20 protein-coding genes and 1 tRNA gene are annotated in these 19,541 nt (G+C 32.6%); 16 read left to right on the top strand and 5 right to left on the bottom strand.

The genetic code is table 11. From position 1 onward, the window contains the following. Nucleotides 1–41 precede the first annotated feature (41 nt). Entirely contained in the window at nt 42–923 is an 882-nt protein-coding gene (locus Q0X14_RS03200) for a DUF4835 family protein (RefSeq protein WP_297842328.1), read from the top strand. Here the strand turns inward: Q0X14_RS03200 and Q0X14_RS03195 are convergent, their stop codons facing one another. From Q0X14_RS03195 to Q0X14_RS03185, 3 genes are all read right to left on the bottom strand, one after another. Then, a complete protein-coding gene (locus Q0X14_RS03195; protein WP_297842326.1) occupies nt 924–2,903 on the bottom strand; it encodes a peptidylprolyl isomerase in 1,980 nt (659 codons plus the stop codon). It lies immediately after the preceding gene. Then, a complete protein-coding gene (locus Q0X14_RS03190; RefSeq protein ID WP_297842324.1) occupies nt 2,885–4,006 on the bottom strand; it encodes a hypothetical protein in 1,122 nt (373 codons plus the stop codon). Before Q0X14_RS03190 ends, Q0X14_RS03195 begins: the two co-directional genes overlap by 19 nt. Before the next feature lie 64 nt (nt 4,007–4,070). Continuing rightward, nucleotides 4,071–5,207 carry a pyridoxal phosphate-dependent aminotransferase family protein gene (locus Q0X14_RS03185; protein ID WP_366522794.1) on the bottom strand — a complete coding sequence of 379 codons (1,137 nt, stop codon included), beginning with the start codon at nt 5,205–5,207 and terminating at the stop codon, nt 4,071–4,073. A gap of 158 nt (nt 5,208–5,365) precedes the next feature. Here Q0X14_RS03185 and Q0X14_RS03180 point away from each other — a divergent pair, with 158 nt between their 5' ends. Continuing rightward, nucleotides 5,366–6,358 (top strand): NAD(P)-dependent oxidoreductase, encoded by a 993-nt coding sequence (locus tag Q0X14_RS03180; protein WP_297842319.1) that lies wholly within the window; start codon nt 5,366–5,368, stop codon nt 6,356–6,358. On the opposite strand, the gene Q0X14_RS03175 is transcribed toward Q0X14_RS03180, so the two are convergent. Continuing rightward, complete coding sequence (locus tag Q0X14_RS03175; RefSeq protein WP_297842317.1) at nt 6,355–6,753, bottom strand: c-type cytochrome domain-containing protein; 399 nt, start codon at nt 6,751–6,753, stop codon at nt 6,355–6,357. The two genes, Q0X14_RS03180 and Q0X14_RS03175, sit on opposite strands and share 4 nt — an antisense overlap. A gap of 116 nt (nt 6,754–6,869) precedes the next feature. Between Q0X14_RS03175 and Q0X14_RS03170 the strand changes: the two genes are divergently transcribed. From Q0X14_RS03170 to Q0X14_RS03110, 13 genes are all read left to right on the top strand, one after another. Continuing rightward, nucleotides 6,870–6,942, top strand: a tRNA-Ala gene (locus Q0X14_RS03170). Nucleotides 6,943–7,016: 74 nt separating this feature from the next. Further along, the gene (locus Q0X14_RS03165; protein WP_297842314.1) at nt 7,017–8,381 is read left to right on the top strand and encodes an MATE family efflux transporter; all 1,365 of its coding nucleotides are present in this window, start codon (nt 7,017–7,019) and stop codon (nt 8,379–8,381) included. 89 nt (nt 8,382–8,470) lie between these two features. Further along, a complete protein-coding gene (locus Q0X14_RS03160; RefSeq protein ID WP_297842311.1) occupies nt 8,471–8,857 on the top strand; it encodes a hypothetical protein in 387 nt (128 codons plus the stop codon). A gap of 81 nt (nt 8,858–8,938) precedes the next feature. Next, a complete protein-coding gene (locus Q0X14_RS03155; RefSeq protein ID WP_297842308.1) occupies nt 8,939–10,117 on the top strand; it encodes a SpoIID/LytB domain-containing protein in 1,179 nt (392 codons plus the stop codon). Further along, entirely contained in the window at nt 10,110–10,688 is a 579-nt protein-coding gene (locus Q0X14_RS03150; protein WP_297842305.1) for a Maf family protein, read from the top strand. Before Q0X14_RS03155 ends, Q0X14_RS03150 begins: the two co-directional genes overlap by 8 nt. Beyond that, the gene (locus Q0X14_RS03145; RefSeq protein ID WP_297842302.1) at nt 10,689–11,642 is read left to right on the top strand and encodes a lysylphosphatidylglycerol synthase transmembrane domain-containing protein; all 954 of its coding nucleotides are present in this window, start codon (nt 10,689–10,691) and stop codon (nt 11,640–11,642) included. Between the two features lie 114 nt (nt 11,643–11,756). Then, nucleotides 11,757–12,176, top strand: coding sequence for a YtxH domain-containing protein (locus Q0X14_RS03140; protein WP_297842301.1), 420 nt, complete (start codon nt 11,757–11,759; stop codon nt 12,174–12,176). A gap of 10 nt (nt 12,177–12,186) precedes the next feature. Further along, nucleotides 12,187–12,573 (top strand): hypothetical protein, encoded by a 387-nt coding sequence (locus Q0X14_RS03135; RefSeq protein ID WP_297842300.1) that lies wholly within the window; start codon nt 12,187–12,189, stop codon nt 12,571–12,573. Nucleotides 12,574–12,621: 48 nt separating this feature from the next. Beyond that, nucleotides 12,622–14,715, top strand: coding sequence for an elongation factor G (gene fusA, locus Q0X14_RS03130; RefSeq protein ID WP_297842298.1), 2,094 nt, complete (start codon nt 12,622–12,624; stop codon nt 14,713–14,715). 36 nt (nt 14,716–14,751) lie between these two features. Further along, on the top strand, nt 14,752–15,255 hold the full coding sequence (locus Q0X14_RS03125) for an HIT domain-containing protein (RefSeq protein ID WP_297842296.1): 504 nt from the start codon (nt 14,752–14,754) through the stop codon (nt 15,253–15,255). Between the two features lie 12 nt (nt 15,256–15,267). Then, nucleotides 15,268–15,798 (top strand): hypothetical protein, encoded by a 531-nt coding sequence (locus tag Q0X14_RS03120; protein WP_297842294.1) that lies wholly within the window; start codon nt 15,268–15,270, stop codon nt 15,796–15,798. Between the two features lie 20 nt (nt 15,799–15,818). After that, nucleotides 15,819–16,310 (top strand): tetratricopeptide repeat protein, encoded by a 492-nt coding sequence (locus tag Q0X14_RS03115; protein WP_297842291.1) that lies wholly within the window; start codon nt 15,819–15,821, stop codon nt 16,308–16,310. Continuing rightward, on the top strand, nt 16,310–17,218 hold the full coding sequence (locus Q0X14_RS03110; RefSeq protein ID WP_297842290.1) for a DUF58 domain-containing protein: 909 nt from the start codon (nt 16,310–16,312) through the stop codon (nt 17,216–17,218). The genes Q0X14_RS03115 and Q0X14_RS03110 overlap by 1 nt, the downstream gene beginning before the upstream one ends. On the opposite strand, the gene glmM is transcribed toward Q0X14_RS03110, so the two are convergent. Further along, nucleotides 17,210–18,559 carry a phosphoglucosamine mutase gene (gene glmM, locus Q0X14_RS03105; protein ID WP_297842289.1) on the bottom strand — a complete coding sequence of 450 codons (1,350 nt, stop codon included), beginning with the start codon at nt 18,557–18,559 and terminating at the stop codon, nt 17,210–17,212. The genes Q0X14_RS03110 and glmM overlap by 9 nt on opposite strands. Before the next feature lie 233 nt (nt 18,560–18,792). On the opposite strand from glmM, the gene nth reads away from it, so the two are divergent. Then, nucleotides 18,793–19,503 carry an endonuclease III gene (nth, locus tag Q0X14_RS03100; RefSeq protein ID WP_297842288.1) on the top strand — a complete coding sequence of 237 codons (711 nt, stop codon included), beginning with the start codon at nt 18,793–18,795 and terminating at the stop codon, nt 19,501–19,503. The last annotated feature ends 38 nt before the right edge of the window (nt 19,504–19,541 follow it).

The following is a 19,541-nucleotide window of genomic DNA, read 5'->3' as shown; positions in this document are numbered from 1 at the left end:
AAATCTATATATTAAACTTGTAAAAAATAGCTGGTTCAAATATGAAAAAAAATATTTTGATAATCTTCACTTTATTCTTTACTATTAACATTTCAGCGCAGGAATTGAATTGCAGAGTTACAGTAAACTACGAAAAACTGCCAATCAACAATCGTGAATTGCTTGCTAATTTTGCTTCCGAAATTGAAACATATATGAATAAAACTCAATTTACCAATGAACCATTTGAAGGTGAAAAGATTAATTGTGCATTAAACATTTTCTTCACAAGTGCTTCAAGTGATATAGAGTATTCTGCTCAGGTGGTTGTAACCAGCACAAGACCAGTGTTCAAATCAGATAAACAGTCACCAATGTTAACCATCAATGACGCAAACTGGAATTTTAAGTATGAAAAAGGTCAGCCACTTTATTCAAATCAGAGTATCTATGATCCAATAACAAGTTTTCTTGATTTTTATGCAAACATAATTATCGGTTTTGATTATGAAACCTGGGGAGAATTTTATGGAACAGAATTTTTTCAGAAAGCATTTAACATTGCCAATCTTGGTATGAACAGCAATTATAAAAAAGGTTGGGAGCGTACAAGTGATGCTTATAACCGGACAAGATTATGTGAAGACTTGCTCAACGATAAATTCAGACCATTCCGTGAAGCATTTTATGAATATCATTATGGATTAGATTTATACCAGGTAAACAAAGAAGAAGCTCAGGAACACATTGCAAATCTTGTAAATGTTTTGAATGATATGAAAAATAAAACAGACATTAACAGTGTTCTGCTCAGAACTTTTTTTGATGCAAAGAATGGTGAGATAACTGATTTGCTGAGAGATTATCGTGATATAAATATTTTTAATCGATTAAAAAGAATTGACCCGGCGCATATTTCGAAGTATAATGAAGTGCTTAAGTAATTATTTTAATAACTCAACTGATATTATCTGATCATCTTCAGAAATTTTCATTACCACATCAATTCCGCTGACCACATCAGCGAATAATGTGTAGCGTGAATTCAAGTGCGGATAATAACCTTGCATAATAAAGAATTGTGAACCTTCCGTATCTTTTCCTGCACTTGCAATTCCAACAGCACCGGTTTTGAATTCTTCTGGTGAAAATTCAGAGATAATTTCATAGCCCGGACCACCCCAACCAGTACCTGTTGGATCGCCTGCCTGAATTACAAATCCAGGAACAACTCTGTGAAAAATTATTCCGTCATAAAAATTCTTCTTTGCAAGATGAACAAAATTACCAACTGTGATTGGAGCTAATTCAGGTTTAAATTTTATAGTTATTATTCCTTTATTAGTTTTAATTACTGCACCGGAAAAATTGAAAGCTTCTTTAATAAAGTTTGATAAATGATTGATGTTCTTTTCTGTGAGTCCAATACTATTATCAAGTCGATTTAAGAATTTTGTTAATGAGTAAAGTTTGGTGTCAGATAATTTTTTAACCAATTCTTTCTGAAAGTCATGTGAGATTTTATCTGAAAGATTTATTAGAGAAATTTCTGCTTCAATGAAGTCAGAATTATCTTTAAATCTGTTTGCCTGATATAAAATTATTTCTTTCAATTCTTCAGAATGATTTGCTATAAAAATTGAATCAATTCCATCTGCGACAATCGAAATGATTGCAGGATTATCAGATTTTAATTCATTAAGAATAAATTGAACATAATTTGTATCTGAAGAGAAGTCTTTAATTAAACTAATTAGTATTTCTAAAGCGACCAGCATTTGCTTTGCAACTGTGATGTTGTTGTAGTGTTTTAACAAAATAGAAAATGGTAAATCTTTTTTTGCAATCACCAGAAGTTGAATAACATTAATATCTGACAAATTCTTAAGAAATAAACTATCACTTTTCAAATCATCAAAATCAAAAAGATGTGCATAAGTTTTGATAGTTTCATTTAAAATAAAATTTTTTTTGTGGTTATGAATTAACTTTTTAAGATGTGTTGAAATTTTATTCCCATTCAATAAAGCAGAATTCCATTTCTGAACTTGAAGTGCTTTTACTGTTTCGATAAGTAAATTTTCATTTATGCTTTCGTTAGATAAAATTGAAGTAAAATATTTTAATGATGAGGTTTCGTTATTGAAATAGGGAAGACATTTAACTAATTCTATTTTAACTTCGTCATCTGCTTCGTTAAACAGTTGGTCTATCAAATCATAATTAACTGAAAAATTTTTTTGTACTCTGAAATTCATCAGAGCTAATTGTAACATCTCATTATCAGTATTAGAATATAAAATCTTAACTAACTCATTATTAATTGTGCTATCGCTACCTAATCTGGCAAGTGTAAATAGAATCTTTTTCTTTCTTTCGAGCGAAGTTTTTTCAGATAGATATTGATTAACTAAAATTGATTTGCTCAACTCGTTTGTAATGTTTCGGTTGCGAAACTGAAGTATCGCTTCTTCAATTCCAATTAGTTCAGGATTATCGTTATAATATTCAAGTATTGTGGATAAATCATTTTGATTCCCAAGTTTCCCCAGAGCATTAAAAATATATTCCGGATTGGAAGAATTTTTTTCAAATAGTTTCTTCGCTAAAAATTCTTTTGCTAAATAAGAATTTCCAATTTGACCTAAAGCAAAAGAAATCCACTTTCCATATCTGATAAAATGAAGTTCAGTAATTCTTTTAACAAAAGTTGTGTCTTCTGAATGAGAAACAGAAAGCAGTGCAGCTATTACATCCGATGTATCAGAGGAAGAAAAATATTTTTCCAGAATTCTTTTGTTGAAATCGCGTTTAGCAGTCGTCTCAATTAAATCGGTTTTATCAGGACTATATTGAGCAATTCCAATATTCTCAAAAAGTATAAAGCAGAAAAATAAAAAGTAAGTTAAATAGGAATTTCCCATACGCGATATTTTTTATAAATCTCTGCATTCAATGCCTGAGCACCACGATTCATCATATCGTTATCTTCGAGAATCCAGCTAGCTTCACCTTTGAATATACCAACTTTTGCAGCCCGGTTAACAATCTCCCAATAGAATACTGCATCCAAACCTTTCTTTTGGTATTCAGGAATAATACCCAAAGTGATAATTCTTGCCCAGGTTATATTTTTCTTTTTTGTGTAAAGCTTAATGAAATTGAAAGGGAAGAGGTGCCCATTCATCTCTTTGAATATCTGATTATAGTCAAGCATAACAAGAGCAAAACCTACTAATTGATTATTAATTTCGCCAAACAAAACAAGTGATGGTTCAGCTAATGGTTTCAAATCTTTTGCAGCAGCATCAATCTCTTCATCAGTCATTGGAACAAAACCCCAGTTTGGCGCCCATGCTTTATTGTAAACATATTTAACTTTCATCAGTTCATTTTTAAAATCCTTCATATTAAGTGAAGTAATTATAATTCCGGTTCTTTTCTGAGCAATCTCTGCAACTCTTCTTACTTTATCAGAAGAAACAACTTTATCATGTTCAAGACTGTAAGCGTAAAGATCTTTTGCTTTTTTGAAACCGTAATTTTCACAAAGGGTTATGTAGTAAGGTGGATTATAAGTCATTAACAATCTTGGTGAATCATTGAAACCTTCAAGAAGCATAGCATATTCATCGTTGCTTGAAGGATTTGCAGGACCTCTCATTGCATTAAATCCTCTTTCTCTCAACCAACTTTTGGCTGCGTCGAATAATGAATTTGCAACTTGCTGGTCATTTATACACTCAAAAAATCCGAAGAACCCAACTTTATCGTGATGATATTTATTGTGTAAATCATTTCTTATTGCAGCAATTCTTCCAACAAGTTCACCGTTTCTTTCAGCAAGAAAATATTCTGCATCGCCGTGTTTAAAGAAAGGATTTTTCTCTTTACTTAAGAGTTTTTTTCTATCCATTATCAGTGGAGGAACCCAATATGGATCTCCCTGATAAATTTTCCAGGGGAATTTTATAAATCGCATTAAATCTGATTTAGATTTAACAACAGAAATTTTTATTTCGCTCATGTACTTTCCTCTTAAATAAAAAAAGCATACTCAAAAGAGTATGCTGTAATCGAAAATATCTAAATTAAATTAATCCAAGTTTTTTACCGGCAGTCTCGAATACATTTAGTATTTCATCAAGATGATGCTTTTCGTGAGTGGCCATATAACTTGTGCGCATCATTTGTCTTCCCTGAGGAACACCAGGGGAAATAAACACATTAACGAACACACCGTTATCATATAACATCCTCCACATTTGAAAAGCTAATGCATCATCTCCAACAATTACAGGAACAATGGCAGTTCTGCCTTCGAGTACATTAAATCCCAGCGAACGAAGATTAGTTCGCATATAATTTGCATTATCAATTAGTTTATTTACAAGTTCAGGATGTGCTTCAAGAATATCCAGAGCAGCTAAAGCTGCTGCAACTGAAGCAGGAGTTGGTGATGCACTGAAAATCAAAGCTGGTGAAAAATGTTTAAGATAATTAATGACACGCTCAGCACCTGCAACAAATCCACCTAAAGAAGCGAATGTCTTGCTGAATGTACCCATTGTAAGATCAACTTCTTTTTCCAGGTTAAATTCACTTGCCGTTCCTCTTCCACCTTTACCAATTACACCAACAGCGTGAGCATCATCGATTAGAATTCTTGCATTATATTTTTTTGCAATCTCATTTAATCTTGGTAGTTCAACAATTTCACCACCTGTACTAAATACTCCATCACTCACTATTAGTTTACCTGCATCAATAGGAACCTTTGAAATAACTCTTTCAAGGTCATCCATATCGTTATGTTTGTATCTTAGTAATTCACCCATTGAGCCTTTAGTCATCAATGTACCAGCAACAATACAGGCATGATTATCTTTGTCAGAAATCACATATTCATTTCTTTGAACAAGCGTTGGAATAATTCCCTGAGCTGTCTGATAGCCGGTGCTGTAAAGTAACACAGCTTCAGTATTAAAAAATTTAGCTAATCTTGATTCAAGCTCTATGTGTAAATCAAGAGTTCCGGTAAGATAACGAGAACCTGAACAACCGGTTCCGTATTTTTCAACAGCTTTGATTGCTGCTTCTTTAACCTTGGGATGTCCTGTGAGACCAAGATAATTGTTTGAACCTGCCATAATAATTCTTTTACCTTCTATTTTTACAACAGGTCCTTCATTTTCTTCGATGGGTCTGAAATACGGATAAACCCCCATTGCCTTAACTTCATCTGCTCGTGTAAACTCGTAACATTTTTTGAATAAGTCCAATATTCCTCCTGTATTAAACGATTAATAGGATAAGTATTCTTTTTAGTAATTTTGTCGGCGAAAATTAAAATATAAGTTTGTAAAATCAAATAAAGCAGAGGTATATGAAGGATAAACAAATTGCAGTTGTTACCGGTGGAACCGGTTTTGTTGGAAGTCATTTAGTTGATTTACTTCTTGATAAAGGTTATGAAGTAAGATGTATTACAAGGAAATCTTCTGATTTAAAATGGTTGCAGGGGAAAGATGTTAAAATATTCGATTGTGGATTATACAATAAAGATGCATTGAAAGATCTTATTAAGGATTCAGATTATGTTTTTCATGTAGCAGGTGTTGTTAAATCTAAAACTAAAGAAGGATACTTTAAAGGAAATGTTGATACTACCAAAACATTGATTGAAGCCGCTTTGGAAAGTGGTGCAAATCTAAAAAGATTCCTGGTGGTTAGCAGTCAAACAGTAACAGGTCCTTCTTACGATGGAAAACCGGTGAATGAAGATACCGAATGCAGACCAATAACAACTTATGGTAAAAGTAAATTAGAGGAAGAAAAGTTAGTCCTTTCTTATAAAGATAAATTACCTGTTACTATCTGTCGGGCACCAGCAGTTTACGGTGAACGAGATACGGAGATATTTATTTACTTCAAAACATTTAGTAAAGGATTAACAACAACAATTGGATTTAATGAAAAGAAATTAAGTTTAATTCATGTTCTTGATTTGGTAAACGGATTTTATCTTGCCGCAACTAATGAAATCGCAAAAGGAAAAATTTATTTTATAAGCTCAGAAGAATTTTATACCTGGCCTCAAATAAATAATATCACTTCGGAAATCATAGGTAAGAAACCGATAGTAATTAAAGTACCACATTTTATGGTCTATTCAATTGCTGCTATCGCACAATTTGCAGCTTTGTTCAGTTCAAAACCTGCAACACTTAACATTGAAAAAGCGAAAGATATCACTCAGCAATATTGGATTTGTGATACATCAAAAGCAGTAAAAGAACTTGGTTATCACCAGAATGTTTCAATAGAAGAGGGAATCAGAAGAACTGTTGAATGGTATAAAAAAATGAAGTGGATTTAATTATCCAATGCTCCTTCAGCAATCCAGATTTTAATTCCTCTGATCTGGTTTGATGTAAGCTGAGGCATAAATTCAGGAGGCATAGGATTAAATCCTGCTCTGGGTGGTCTGTCAATTCTCCAGACTAAAATGCTGGTTAAAGTATCGCCTGGAACAACGATTCTTCCATCAACAAACCTTGAGCGAAGTGTAAGATCAAGTCCTGCTTCATAAATACCATTTCCGTGACAGCTAAAACATTTTACTTGAAAAACCGGATAGACATGTTGTGAAAAACTTACATTGGAAGATGGTATAATCATATTATCAACATCCTGATTTGTGATTGTATCGTCACAACCAAAGAGACTGATGGTAATAATAGCAACTAAAATTATTTCACTGAATTTTTTCATAATTTCTTAACAAAACTATTTAAAGGGTAAATAGAAAAAAAGTCAGAATTATGAGTGCTGGACAATTGTAAAAAGTTCATTATTGAATTAAATTTGTTTTGTAAAATTAAAGACTTGGGGCTATAGCTCAGTTGGGAGAGCGTCTGAATGGCATTCAGAAGGTCAGGGGTTCGACTCCCCTTAGCTCCACTAAATAAATTTATACTCAGAATTCGTGTCAGTTCTTAAAAAGGGCTGACAATTTTTTTTAAATAATTTTTTTAATGAATACTCTTTTACCAGTAAACAATTTCTATAAAAAAATCCTCAGAATTGCTTTACCAGCGATTGCAGGTCTTTCAACTCAAATGGTCGTTTCACTGGTAGATACAGCAATGGTTGGAAGACTTGATGAAGCTACTTATGCATTGGCAGCAATGGGAATTGGAGTACTTGCAACCTGGGCACTAATAAGTTTTTTTTCAAGTCTCGCTACAGGAACACATGTAATTGTTGCAAGAAGGTTTGGCCAGAAAGATTATGTTGAGTGTGGTAATACATTAAATAATTCTCTATTGATTTCATTATCAATTGGAATAATTGTCGCAGCAATCGGTGCCTTCTTCGCAAAACCCATTTCTGATTTATTTGCATCTGATGATCAGGTTGCTTATTATGCTTCAGAGTACATCTTCTATAGATTTCTTGGAATACCATTTTTCTTAATATCGGTTTCTTACCGGGGATTTTATTTTGGAATAAGTAAAACAAAAATTTTTATGATTTCCGGTATAATCACCAACCTATTAAATATTATCTTCAATTACATTTTCATTTTTGGAAATTTTGGTATGCCGAAAATGGGATTAGCTGGAGCAGGTCTTGGATCAACATTAGCTTCATCATTTGATTTCTTTTTCTACACTGCGATAATGTTATTGCCTTCATACAGGAACAGATTTCAAAACTTCAGGAGAATTAAAATTGATTTTGATGTCATAAAATCTATCTGGAAAATTTCAATTCCAGTTTCACTTCAGAATGTTTTTATATTAATTGGATTCTTAATCTTTGTTGCAATTACAGGTATAATAGGAACAAAGCAGCAGGCTGCCACTCAAGCAACAATCAGCACTTTGTTTATTTCATTCCTTCCTTGTTTCGGATTTGGAATTGCTGTACAAACATTGGTTGGTAATAATCTTGGTGCGGGTAAATTTAATCTTGCAAAAATTTATGGAATTGAAACTGCAAAAGTTGCTACATTCTATACTCTTGCATTAGGTATTCTATTCATTTTAATGCCTCAGTATGTTTTACTAATCATAACCAACGATGCTTCAATTATTGAAGCAGCTAAACCTGCTCTTAGAATTGCCGGCTTTGCACAGATTTTTTATGCAATTGGTGTAGTTCTGGCAAATGCTCTGCAAGCAGCCGGAAAAATGTTATTCGTAATGAAAGCAGAAGTAATTACAAATTTATTTATTTTGGTTCCGTTGTCTTATTTGTTTGGAGTAACATTTGGTTACGGTTTAACAGGAGCATGGTTAGCTATGCCAATTTATATTATTATATATTCCGGAATAATTCTCTTTAAGTACTTATCAAAAGATTGGTATGAAAAAATTCCATTAAAAAATCAATAATTGCAGGAATTTTCCATAAAACTTTATTTGTAAAAAGTATTGACAATAAGAACTGCTTGAAATATATTTTGGTCGTGAAAAATACACTTTTGAAAATATCTATCGTTTTATTACTTATTGCTTCGGTTTTTGCATCAGCATTTATTCAAAGCATCACTGCCAGAAGTGATGGTGAAAATATAATAGTTGAATGGAAAACCGGTGAAGAGACTGCATCTCTCAGTAAATTTATTGTAGAAAGAAAAACTCCCAACAATGGATTCATTGAAATAGGAACCGTTTATCCCAAAGGTTCAAATTCTTTTTATACATTTATTGATAATAATATTTTCAAAGGCAACGATTACATTTTCACATACAGATTAAAAATAGTTGATAACAACTCTCAAGTTTCATATTCAAGTGAAGTCTCAGTTTCCCACAGCATTTCCGGTGTTAAACGCACCTGGGGAAGCATTAAAGCTATGTTTCGGTAAGCAATCTTGATTCTGGATATCCTTTTTAACTCAAATCTTAAAAATCACTCAATAATATTCCTTCTAGTTCTAGTTTTAATTTTGATTCATTCTTCTTGTGCACCTTCTAAAAGATTTACTGAATACAAAGAATCTCTGATTAAAGATTATAAAAATGAAGTTAGGGTCTTGCTTGGTAACTCTGCCAGGGAACTACAAATTGATAATGATGCCTATATAATCTCTGAAAATGAAAAACTCGCATTAGTTAAAGCGGGTAATAAAATAATAGTGGAACCAATCTATGAGGATTTACTAATTCAACTCGGCTCAAAAAATTTTAACAGAAAAGAATTTTATTTAGAATCAGTAAATGATTCAGTAATAGAAATAAATAATAAAAAATATCGTGGTCGAATAAAGTTGATAAATGTTGATGGAGTTGTAAAAACAATCAATCAGCTTTCTCTGGAAGATTATATAAAAGGAGTGATGACTAAAGAAATGCCAGTGGGTAAGGGAACTGAAAATTATGAAGCTCTTAAAGCGTTCGCTATTGCAGCACGTACTTATGCATTAAATAAAATTTTTAGCAGCAGAACATATTACGACTTGCTTCCAGATGTTAGTGATCAGGTTTATGGAGGAGCAGATTCTGAACATCCTCTTTCGAATAGTGCCGTCGATGAAACCAGAGGTTTAATATTAACTTTTGATAATCAACCTGCAATTATTTTTTATCATTCAACTTGTGCCGGGTATACCGAAAGCTCTGCGAATGTCTTTACAAAAGAAGAAATAGAATATTTGAAATCTATTAAAGATGGAGATACACCTTACTGTTCCATTTCACCAAACTTTAATTGGAAAGAAGTTATTCCGGAAAAAACATTTATTAAAAGATTATTTGATGCAAAGCTGCTGAAGAGTGAAAACTACTCTATCGAAAAATTTAAAATCAAATCAAGATTTCCATCAGGTAGAATTAATGAGTTAGAAATACTTCTTAAAAATGATGATGGAATAAGTTCAATTAGTATTTTTGGAAACCAAATCAGAAGTATTATCAAAAATCAATCTGGTAATGGCATTTTGAAGAATAATAATTTTGTAATTGAAATCAATCCCGAAGGAAATATTGAGATAATTGGCAAAGGTTACGGACACGGAGTAGGACTCTGTCAATGGGGAGCGATTGCTCAGTCAAGAGCAGGCAAATCTTATCAAGAAATTCTTTCTCATTATTTTCCCGGAACAGAAATAAAAAAGTTGAATGATTAAAACTGCCTTACCGATATATCTCGCTTCAAAATCTCCAAGAAGAAGAAAGCTTCTTAAGCAGCTAAATCTTAAGTTCAAATCTTTATCTGTTGATTCAGATGAATTAGTAAAACCAAATGAATTACCACAGCATTCGGTGATGAGAATTGCTAAAGAGAAAATGCAGCTTGCCAGGAAGAAAATTAAAAATGGAATCATAATTACTGCTGATACAATAGTTTTTCTTGACAACAAAGTTCTTGGAAAACCTAGAGATGAAAAAGATGCTTTCAGGATGTTACTTAAACTCAGTGGAAGAACTCACCAGGTTTTTTCTGCTTATTGTATTCATAATACATCAACCGGAAAAACTATAACTGAGTTTGTTAAAACAGATGTAACTTTCAGAAAGCTAACTAATCAGGAAATAAAAGATTATATTAAAACAGGTAGTCCGATGGATAAAGCAGGAGCTTATGGCATCCAGGATGACTTTGGGGCAGTATTCGTTGATCATATAAACGGATGTTATTATAATGTCGTTGGTTTACCATTATCAAAATTTTATCATGCACTTTTAAGGATTTTATAATTGCTTGAAAAACTAAAACAGAGAACTCTTATCTCGATTGCCTTTGCAGGGATTCTTTACCTTGCAATAACTATCTATATTGATTTTGATTTGTTATTACTTTCTTTTGCTAAATTTAATTTGTTACTTATTCCAATTCTGCTCTTACTTTCTCTGGGAAATTATTTCGCTCGATACTTTAAATGGAATTATTATCTGTCAGAACTGAAAATCAAACTTGATAAAAAAGATTCGTTATTGATTTTTATGTCAGGTTTATTGATGAGTGTTACTCCCGGTAAAATAGGAGAATTGTTAAAAGCATATCTGGTTAAAACGGTTAATAAAACTCCTGTCTCAGTAACTGCTCCAATTATTTTTGCTGAGCGTGCAACTGATTTTCTTTCTCTTACAATTCTTGCTCTAATCGGAGCTTACATTTATGATTATGGCAGAGATGCAGCACTGATAATAACAATTATAATTTTTATCGGAATTTTAATTCTCACTAACAGAAAACTTTTTGATTCTATAATGTCGGTTTTATCCAAAATAAAACTTGTTGAAAAAAGAATTGAGTCAATCGAAAGATTATATCATTCAACTTATACTTTATTAAAAATTAAACCACTTATAATTGCGGTCATGATTAGTGTTGTTTCGTGGGGATTTGAATGCTTTGGATATTATTTAGTGATTAATAATTTTAATGCTGCTATTGATGTAAGCTGGTCATTTTTCAGCTATAGTTTTTCAACCATCGTAGGAGCTGTGTCGATGCTACCAGGCGGACTTGGAGTAACAGAAGGTTCGTTTTTATTGATGTTAACCTCGAAAGGTTTAACAGCAAATGATGCTGCTGCTACAACATTCATAACAAGAGTCGCAACATTATGGTTTGCTGTTCTGGTTGGAGTTGTTGCAGTTATTTTCTTCCAGAGGAAATTCGGTAAAATAAATTTCAATAATGAGTAACACTCTATTGAGGTAGTTACTTTGACATTAATTAAAAGCAATAATTAAGTCATTTACCTTGATTTTAAGAGGCATCAGCAATATTTTTTGAATGTAAAAAACAAAGGAGTTGATATGGCACAGGATAATAATAATTTAGGTAAAGGTTTTCTTATCGGCTTTCTTGCCGGAGGTGCTGTTGGTGCTGCAATTGCACTTTTATTCGCACCTAAAAGTGGAAAAGAATTACGTGCTGATTTAAGACAAAAGGGAGAAGAATATCTTGATGATGCTGAAAGATATCTTTCCGAAGCAAGAGAAAAAGCCCGAGAGCTTATAAATGAAGGCAAGAAAAGATCAGAAAAGATTATTACTGATGCTAAACAGAAATCTCAGGAAATTATAAAAGATGCTGAGAAGATAATTCTTGAAGCAAAAGAAAAAACTTCTGAGGTTGTACACTCAGGTAAAGAAAAACTTGAAGAAGAAGCTGAGAGACTTAAGAGTTCTGTTAAAGCAGGAATAGATGCTTACAAAGAAGCTAAGAAATCATAAGTTGATTTAAATGGATATTATTCAGATCCTTACTGCGCTTTTACTTTTATCAGCTGCTATGCTTTGCATAGCGCTGATAATTTATTTCAAAAAAATTGTTGGTTCAATGCTTGAACTTGAAAAAGAAATTAAAGATCTCAATTCAACTTTAAAACCTTTAATCAGTTCAACACTTGAATTAACTAAAAACCTGAACGAGGTTTCTGAAACTGCTAAAAAACAATTACAAGTCTCTAAATCCATTCTTGATGATGTTAGATATCGTGTTGATAAAGTTCTTGAACTCGAGGAAAAAGTTCGTGATGGAATTGATTACGCTGTTACACCATTGATTCAAAACTTATCTGCTATTGGAAAGGGTATTGAGACATTTTGGAGGAAATTCAAAGAAAGATAATTACAATCAATCATTTCTCACCTATTTAACTGATTAGGAGGAACTTCCGTGAAAGAACATGGCCCAGATACAATCCGTAATATTGCATTTATAGGACACGGTGGAACCGGAAAAACATCACTGTCCGAAATAATTTTATATACTGCTCATGAAATAAACAGAATCGGTTCTGTGACAGAAGGAAATACTGTTTCAGATTATTCACCAAATGAAATTGAAAAACAAATTTCTATATCAACTTCTCTGATGCATATCGAGTGGGAAGGAAGCAAAATTAATATTCTTGACACACCTGGTTACAGTGACTTTATCGGTGATGTAAAATCGGCAATGAGAGTTTCAGACACCGCAGTTATGTTACTTAAGTCAGCTGAAGGAATTGAAGTTGGAACTGAGCTTACTGGTGGTTATATAAATGAGTTTGCACTTCCTTCTGCAATAGTTATAAATAAAGTTGATAATGAGCATTCAACATTTTTTGAGACATTAGAAAAAGCAAAGAAGAGATTAACAAGTGGTGCTGCAGCAATAACTTTTCCTGTTAAAGAAGGTGTTGGTTTCAACACTGTTGTTGATGTTCTTAAAATGAAAGCTTATGAATACGGTGAAGTTGGAAGCAGAAAAGTTACTGAGAAAGATATTCCAGCAGAATTAAAAGACAAAGCCGAAGAATTAAGAACTTATCTTATCGAGAAAATTGCTGAAACAAGTGAAGAACTGATGAATAAATATTTCGAAGAAGGTTCATTAAGTGAAGATGAAATTACAAAAGGAATTAAAGCTGCAATAATTGGAAGAAGCTTAACACCGGTATTTGCAGTATCTGCAACCGGTGCTGTTGGAATAAATAACTTCCTGGATTTTGTTGCCAAATATTTTCCAACTCCTTTAGATCGTGGTGGAGAAGAAGCAACATTAGCAGATAAAAAAGATAAAGTTCTGGTTAAGCCAGATCCAAGCGGAGAACCTGTTTTATTTGTATTTAAAACTCTGTCAGAACAACATGTTGGTGAGTTATCTCTATTTAAAGTTTATTCTGGAACTGTAAGACCTGGGATGGATTTAATAAATCAATCAAACAATAAAGTTGAGAGATTAAGCCAGCTTTCAATTCTTAATGGTAGAAACAGAAAAGAAGTTCCTCAGTTATTAGCAGGTGATATAGGTGCTGTAGTTAAACTAAAAGATACTCATACTAACAATACATTATCTTCAAAGAATTTTCCGGTGATAATAAAACCAATTGTCTTTCCTGAACCCGTTATACACGGTGCTGTAATTCCAAAGGCAAAAGGTGACGAAGATAAAATTTCTGCAGGACTTCACACTTTACACGAAGAAGATCCGTCATTCAATGTAAAATATGATCCGGAAATTGCTCAAACAGTTGTATCTGGCCAAGGTGAACTTCAATTGGCACTTGCGGTAAAAAGATTGAAAGAAAGATACGGAGTAGATGTTGATCTTGTCGAACCAAAAATCCCTTACAGAGAAACAATAAAAGCAACAGTTAACGATGTTGAATACAAGCACAAAAAGCAATCAGGTGGTAGAGGTCAATATGGACATGTTCATTTCAAAATGGAACCACTACCAAGAGGAAAAGGATTTGAATTTGTTGATGCGATAGTTGGTGGTGTAGTGCCGGGAAGATTTATTCCCGCTGTTGAAAAAGGTATTCAGGAAACTATGGCGAAAGGTGTGATATCAGGTAACAAAGTCGTAGATGTTAAAGTCACACTTTTTGATGGAACTTATCACACTGTTGACTCAGATGAAATGTCTTTCAAAATTGCTGCTTCAATGTGTTTCAGAAAAGGATTTATGGAAGCAAAACCATGCTTGCTTGAACCAATCTATGAAATAGAAGTAAAGGTTCCTGAAGAATATATGGGTGATGTAATGGGAGATATTTCAAGCCGAAGAGGAAAAATTCTTGGAATGGATTCAGATGGACAATTTCAGGTAATTAAAGCATTAGTACCGTTAGCAGAACTTTATAAATATTCTTCCCAGTTAAGAAGTTTAACACAGGGAAGAGGATTATTTAAGAGAAAATTTTCTCATTATGAAGAAGTTCCAAAAGAAATAGAACAAAAAGTAATTGAAGAGTATAACAAATCAAGAGAAGAGGAAAAGTAATTCATCAGGCGGATGAATAATCCGCCTTAATTTTATATGGAAAAACTTTGGTCACCCTGGCGTTCTAAGTATATCGAATCATTCAAATCTGATGAAGATAAATCAAAATGTATCTTCTGTCAGATGAGTGATCTTAACGCAGATGATAATGATAATCTTCTTGTCTACAATGGAGATAAAGCTTTTGTAGTTTTAAATTTATATCCATATAACAATGGTCATTTGATGATTGTACCAAAACGGCATACAAATGATTTCCCAAATCTTTCTAAAGAAGAATTATCAGAATGTATGGATTTACTTCAGAAATCTGAATTAGCTCTCAGGAAAGTAATGTCACCTCATGGATTTAATATCGGAGCTAATATTGGTCGTGTTAGTGGTGCAGGAATAGAAGAGCACATTCACTTTCACATTGTTCCAAGATGGAATGGTGACACTAATTTTATGCCTGTTATCGGAGAGGTTAAAGTCATATCACAAGACTTACTTGAGACCAAAATTAAATTGTTACAGGCATTCAAAGAATTAAAAAATTAATACAGGATATAAATGAACAACTCAAGAATTCTGCTTTTACCTTTTATAGTTTTTATTTCATTATTGTTCTTTTCCTGTGAGCAGGCGAAGAAAAGCGATATCGAGCAACCACTTGTTCTGAAAAATGGTTTGCTTTACAAAGACAGCACGACAACTGTCCCATTTACAGGAATACACAAATCAAAAGTAATGGATAAAGTGATTGAGTATGAAGTTAAAGACGGAATAAAGAATGGTGATTTTATTCTTTATTATCCCGATGGCAAAATTGAAATGAAAGGCAAAATTGTTAATGATAAGAATGAAGGTGAATGGAAATATTATTTGCCGGATGGAACTCTTCAGACAGTTGGAATTTTTGTAAATGATGTGCCTGAAAGTACTTGGACCTGGTATTATCAGGATGGGAAAATTTTTGAGCAGGGAAATTTTAAGAATGGAATAAGAATAGGCGAGTGGAAAACATTTGATCAGTACGGAAAGCTGAGGGTTTCAAGAAAATTTGAAAAAGGTGAAGTAAAAGATTCAACAGTTTTTAATTAAATAAATTACGAGAAGTCAATATGAAAAAATTATTTGTTGTATTTATTCTTCTGGGTTTAATTTCCTGTTCAAAGTCACTAGAAAGTAATTTTAATCACGCAAACGAATTATTAAAGCAAAATAAAATTGAAGAAGCTGTTGCCGAATTCACTAAGATTGCAGAAAGTGGTGACAAAAACTTTGCACCTAAAGCATTGGTTCAGCTTGCTACAATCTATCAGAACAGAATGGATAAAAACATATCCTCCATTGAATCAGCAGATAAAGCCCAATACTTTTTCAGAACAATTTATGATAAGTATCCCGATAATCCGGATGCTCCAAAATCATTGTTTATGTCTGCGTTTATTCTTGCAAATGAATTAAATAAATATGATGAAGCAACAAAAACATATAATCTTTTTCTTGAAAAATTTCCAAATCACGAATTAGCTGCTTCAGCAAAACAGGAATTAGAATACATTGGATTATCTCCTGAGGAAATTCTAAAGAAGAAAATGGCTCAGCAATAATGGAGTTTAAGTTAACTGATTATAAAAGTTATCTCAATCCTTCTATCATTCCGAGAATAAATAATCTTGAATTAAGAGCGAGACTTGTAGTTGAAGGTTTTATGGTTGGACTTCACAAAAGTCCCTATCACGGGTTTAGTGTTGAATTCAGTGAACACAGACCATATATGCAAGGCGATGATTTAAAGAATGTAGATTGGAGAGTCTTCGGAAAAACAGAAAAATATTTCATTAAACAATTTGAGGAAGAGACAAATTTAAAAGCATACATAATTCTCGATTGCAGTAAGTCAATGTCATTTTCCTCAAGAAAAGATTATAATAAACTTGAATATGCAAAAACTCTTGCTGCAGCACTTTCATATCTCCTGATTAAACAGCAGGATGCAGCAGGACTAATAACTTACTCCGACTCAGTCAAAAAATATCTGCCACCAAAAGCATCAAGATCTTATTTACATCAAATTCTTTTTGAACTCAATCAAACATCTGCTTCTGATAAAACAAACACATCAGAGTCTCTTTCAAGAGTTGCAGAAAAAATTAAGCGAAGAGGTTTAGTAATTATAATCTCAGATTTTTTTGATGATATTGAAAAAACGATAAAAGCATTAAAACATTTTTCTTATATGAAAAATGAAGTGATCGTTTTTCAGATATTAGATCCGATGGAAAGAACTTTTGGTTTTGGTAAAGACGCAATTTTTATTGATATGGAAACAGAAGAAGAAATGGCTACACAACCATATCAGATTCAGAAAGCATATCAGCAGGCAATGAATGAATTCACAGATAAAATCAAACGCGAATGTCTGAATTCAAATTTTGATTACACTTTGATTGATACATCCACATCATTCGATAAAGCACTGTTCAGTTATATCCAAAAACGAAAAAGATTATACTAATTCCTGAATTTCTTTCAGATATTTTTCTGCTAAACTTTCTGCAAGCTCTTTGTTCTTTGCTTCAACAATTATTCTTATGATAGGTTCTGTGTTAGATTTTCTTAAATGAACCCAGTGATCTGCGAAATCAATTCTTAGTCCGTCATCAGTATTTAAGTTTTGATTTTTGTACTTAAATATCAAACTGTTGATTATTTCATCCGGACTAACATTTTGTAATTCAATTTTTTTCTTTGCAATGAAATATTCCGGCAGACTTCTTTTCAAATCTGATAAAGTGATATCCTTTTCAGCCAGATGCTGCAATGTTAGTGCGATACCAACCAATGCATCTCGTCCATAATGAAGTGAAGGATAAATAACTCCGCCACTTCCTTCACCACCGATTACTGCATCAACTTCCTTCATTCTTTTCACAACATTTGCTTCACCAACAGGTGATCTGAAAACCTTACATCCAAATTCTTTTGCCACATCTTCAACAGCTCTTGTTGTTGAAAGATTTACCACAACATTTCCCGGAGTTTTTGAAAGAATAAATTTTACCACCTGAGTGATTGTGTTTTCTTCACCAAATGGTACACCTTCATCTGTAATTAAAACAAGTCTGTCAACATCCGGATCAACGACAATCCCTAAATCAACTTTGTTTTCTTTAACTGCCTTCATTGTTTCAATAAGATTTTCAGGAAGTGGTTCTGGTAACCTTGGGAAAATTCCGGACTTATCACAATTAATTTGAATGAATTCAACACCAAGTTTATCCAACAGTCTAGGAACAGAATAAACTCCGGCACCATTAACACAATCTAAAAGTACTTTGAATTTTTTCGATTTAATCTTCTCAACATTTATAAGATTAAGCTTCAGGATTGATTCTATGTGATTATCAATTGCTTCAAAATGTTCAGAATATCTTCCAACCTTTTGCCAGGACTCATATAATACTTCTTTTGATAAATAAGTCTTCATCTCTTCGTGTTCTTCAGGACTCATAAATTGTCCGGTAGAATTCAGAAGCTTCAACGCATTCCATTCATTCGGATTATGTGATGCAGTAATTGCAATTCCACCTTGTGCTTCCAGAGTTTTAACTGTGAATTGAACTGTTGGAGTTGGAACAATTCCAATATCAATCACATCAAGACCTTTTGCGAGCAAAGTTCCTATAACAATCTTACTAACCATATCACCCGTGATTCGGGCATCTCTTCCTACAATCACTTTTCCTTGTTTTATAAAATCAGCATAAGCAGAAGTGTATTTAACAATAACTTCAGGAGTAAGACCATCTCCAACTATTCCACGAATTCCAGAAATACTAACCATTAAAGTGGGCATTAATTTTCCTCAATTTTTTGTTTCAAAGTTAAGAAAATGAATGATATTTGGCTAAAGCAAAAAATTGATGGATTATATTCATGCTTTCCCATTCCCGCCCTGAAGGTCGGGCAATTCTAGTTTATATCAAAAACTAATTTTAAATAATCAAACTAATTGACCCGAACTTAATTTCGAAGTGAAAATTTATTTTCGATTTTATATTCTGCTAAGATTTTAGAAAATTTGTATATATGAAAAAGCAAATAGAAAAAATAAATCAGCTTTTAATTAATCATTTCGGAATACCGGAAAGACAAAAGAAACTTCCAAACCCACTTGATATAATTATTGGAACAATTCTTTCGCAGAACACAAATGATAAAAATTCATATAAAGCATATCTGAATCTCAAAAGTAACATCAAAAGTTGGAATGATGTACTTGAAATGAAAACTTCACAACTTGAAAAGCTTATTAAAGTTGCCGGCTTGGGAAAACAAAAATCTATGGCAATTAAAAATCTTTTGAAGAATCTGAAAAATAAAAATGAAAGACTCTCACTGAATTATCTTAAGCGAAAGAATGATGAAGAAGTTATTGGAGAGTTAACTTCTCACAAAGGTATTGGGGTGAAGACTGCCAATTGTGTTTTACTTTTTGCATTTGACAGAAATGTTTGTCCGGTTGATACTCATGTTCACAGAATACTAAACAGAATTGGAATGGTAAAAACATCAAACCCTGAAAAGACTTTTAATGAAATCAAAGCCCACATACCGGAAGGTGCAGCTCATTCATTTCATACAAATCTTTTAAGGTTGGGAAGGGAATATTGTACACCAACAAATCCCAAATGTTACGAATGTCCACTTGAAAGAGTCTGTGCATACAAAGAAAAAAATTTTGACAGAAAAAAAATTATAAAGCAGAATAACTTCTTTTTACTTGATAGCATCAAATAATTATTCAGCAGATATCTGTTTGAACTTTTCTATTACCA

This window comes from Ignavibacterium sp. (assembly GCF_025998815.1).
Lineage (GTDB): Bacteria > Bacteroidota > Ignavibacteria > Ignavibacteriales > Ignavibacteriaceae > Ignavibacterium.
This window is presented reverse-complemented; position numbering and strand designations above follow the sequence as displayed.